This window comes from Mesorhizobium kowhaii (genome assembly GCF_042431665.1).
In the GTDB taxonomy this organism is placed as follows: domain Bacteria; phylum Pseudomonadota; class Alphaproteobacteria; order Rhizobiales; family Rhizobiaceae; genus Mesorhizobium; species Mesorhizobium kowhaii.
This window is the reverse complement of record NZ_JBHLYT010000177.1, coordinates 1-2,435: the sequence shown is the minus strand read 5'-3', so window position 1 is coordinate 2,435 and position 2,435 is coordinate 1. Positions and strand designations below refer to the sequence as shown.

Here is a 2,435-nt window from a genome sequence, read left to right as displayed (position 1 = left end):
TGCTCGGTTCACCGTCACAACATCCGATAGGAGCCGTATGCGGTAGTGCCGCACGTACGGATCTGGCCGGGGGGCGATGGGCAACCATCGTCCCTACCGGGACCCCTTTATGGGTCCGGACCCGACGTTGGTGCGCGGATCATTAATCGCATTGGCGTAGGCGGGCGGGAAGCTCACTAATCGGTCTGTCGCAGCCATGCCTTTCAAACACAATGCCCCCCGCCGCCATCACATCGGCAAGATGAAGTTCAGGGTGACGAACTGGCAAGAGTATGAGGCGGGGCTCTGCCGACGCGGTAGCTTGACCCTGTGGCTGACGCCGGAAGCCCTTGTGTCGTGGCAAGCGCCAAGACGCAAGACAAGAGGTGGGCAGCCCCGCTATTCCGCTCTGGCGATCGAAACCGCCTTGACGTTGGGCCTGGTATTCGGGCTGCGTCTGCGCCAGACAGAAGGATTGCTGGGATCGGTGCTGCAATTTGATGGGTCTGGATCTCTCCGTCCCCGATCATACCACCCTGAGCCGGCGAGCGCGGACATGGCGATCTGTCAACAGCCGGCATGATCGCCAGGTTGCGCCGGACGGCCCGGTCTTGTCGACAGCACTGGCCTTCAGGTTTACGGCGCAGGCCAATGGCTTGAAGAGAAGCATGGCGCCAGATCCCGCCGCGGTTGGCGCAAACTCCATCTGGCTCTGGATGCCTGTAGCGGCAAGATCATCGCCCGCGCGATGACCGGCCAGGGCACAGGCGATGCCTCGCAGGTGGCCCCGTTGCTCGACCAGATCAGTCGCCCGGTCGGACAGTTCACCGCCGACGGCGCCTATGATGGAAAGCCGACCTACGACGCTTTCATCAACCACAGCGCCGGCGCTGTGATCGTTATTCCGCCGCGTGCTAACGCGGTCGAGCGCGCCGACACCGAACCTCCCGGCCAAAGGGATCTGCATATCACAGCAATCGGCAGAGACGGTCGAATGAAATGGCAGGCCACCACCGGCTATGGTAAGCGCGCGCTGGTCGAGATCACCATCTGGCGATACAAGGCCCTCATCGGGCGGCGTCTGCGGGCCCGGTCGTTTCATGCTCAGCAGACGGAAATCGCCATCGGCTGCACAGTCCTCAACCGCATGCTCGAATGCGCACGCCCGAAATCCGTCCGCCGTAATGGAGCCCACCGCGTAGACAGCTCCATCAAAGACTGGCATCCGTTCAAGTCCCGATCCACGCGCCAACGACAGTCAGTGCCAAACCCCACGAGGCCTACAAGGCGGCCTTGCTCGGATGCGTACGGTTGGAGACGTCCATGTTCGGAATCTGACACACTGACGCACAAGCATTCCGCGTTGCGGGCCGATACACGTGGTTTTGCCCCCTTAATCGCATAACCTCTTTGTTGGCCCGCCGATTGCATGGGACGCGGTGGAGAACCATTACGAAGATTGCGATCTGGCGGTCTCCGACAGAGGAGGTCCATGTGAAATTTGCTCAACCGATGCAACTCCATGCGATATCTACTGGACTGTTGAGTGCCGTCCCGCCAATCGAAGCTTTTCCGTGTTCGACGCGGGCGCCGCTGTCGTTCACCCGACAGCGGCTTTGGTTCCTTTCTTGTCTGTCGGCGGCAGCGAGACCTCTCCCATGCAACTGGGGGCTTCGGCTTCGCGGGAAGCTGGACGAGGGGCCGCAGTGGGCCTTGGACGATTGGTGGCGCGCCATGAGATGCTACACACCGGTGTGCTTGGGGCGGAGCCCTACCAGGACCTTGGTGCGCAGGCGAAACAGACACGGCAGGCAATTGTGGTTCATTGCGAGGACCGGAGCATGAGCGATCGTGAGATGGATGCGCGGACGACCTCGGCGCCGGCGCCTCGCGTTCGCCCACTTCAATCATCGCCCACTAACTGGGACTCGCCGCACCGTACCGCTGCCATGAATTTCATCGAGGGGACGCGCGAGGTAACCAAGGGCGAGCTACAAGACCACAGTATCACGCGTTATCGTGTGACCAAATTCTATCGTGAACAAATCACAGACGGTGACTATTATGATCAGCTTAAACACATTGTCGAACCGTCATTGAAAGAGTTTGAGAGTCCTGGCAATCTGGATACGAGCGGCGAGCACGACAACACGGTTGCCCCCGGACTTCAACATAAGTATGCCCAGACGGGATTGTTGCTGGTGACGGACCGTTGCGCTTCATATTGCCGTTATTGCTTTCGAAAACGCATTTTCGGCCAGAATTCCGATGAAATTGCCACCGATTTCTCTCAGATTGCGCGATATATTATAGATCACCCTGAGATGACCAATGTGTTGCTTTCGGGGGGGGTCCCTTCGTGCTCAGCACTGCCAAGCTTCACAAAATTCTTGATCATCTGCTGCCGATCCCGCATTTGGATTCAATTCGATTCGGCACAAAAGCAGTCGCCTACG

2 pseudogenes are annotated in these 2,435 nt (G+C 59.3%); both read left to right on the top strand.

The window, feature by feature from the left end:
• Nucleotides 1-196 precede the first annotated feature (196 nt).
• Nucleotides 197-1,171: pseudogene (locus tag ACFFNA_RS38965) on the top strand (IS5 family transposase); the annotation flags it as partial.
• A 757-nt stretch (nucleotides 1,172-1,928) separates the two neighbouring features.
• A pseudogene (locus tag ACFFNA_RS38960) lies at nucleotides 1,929-2,435 on the top strand (KamA family radical SAM protein); the annotation flags it as partial.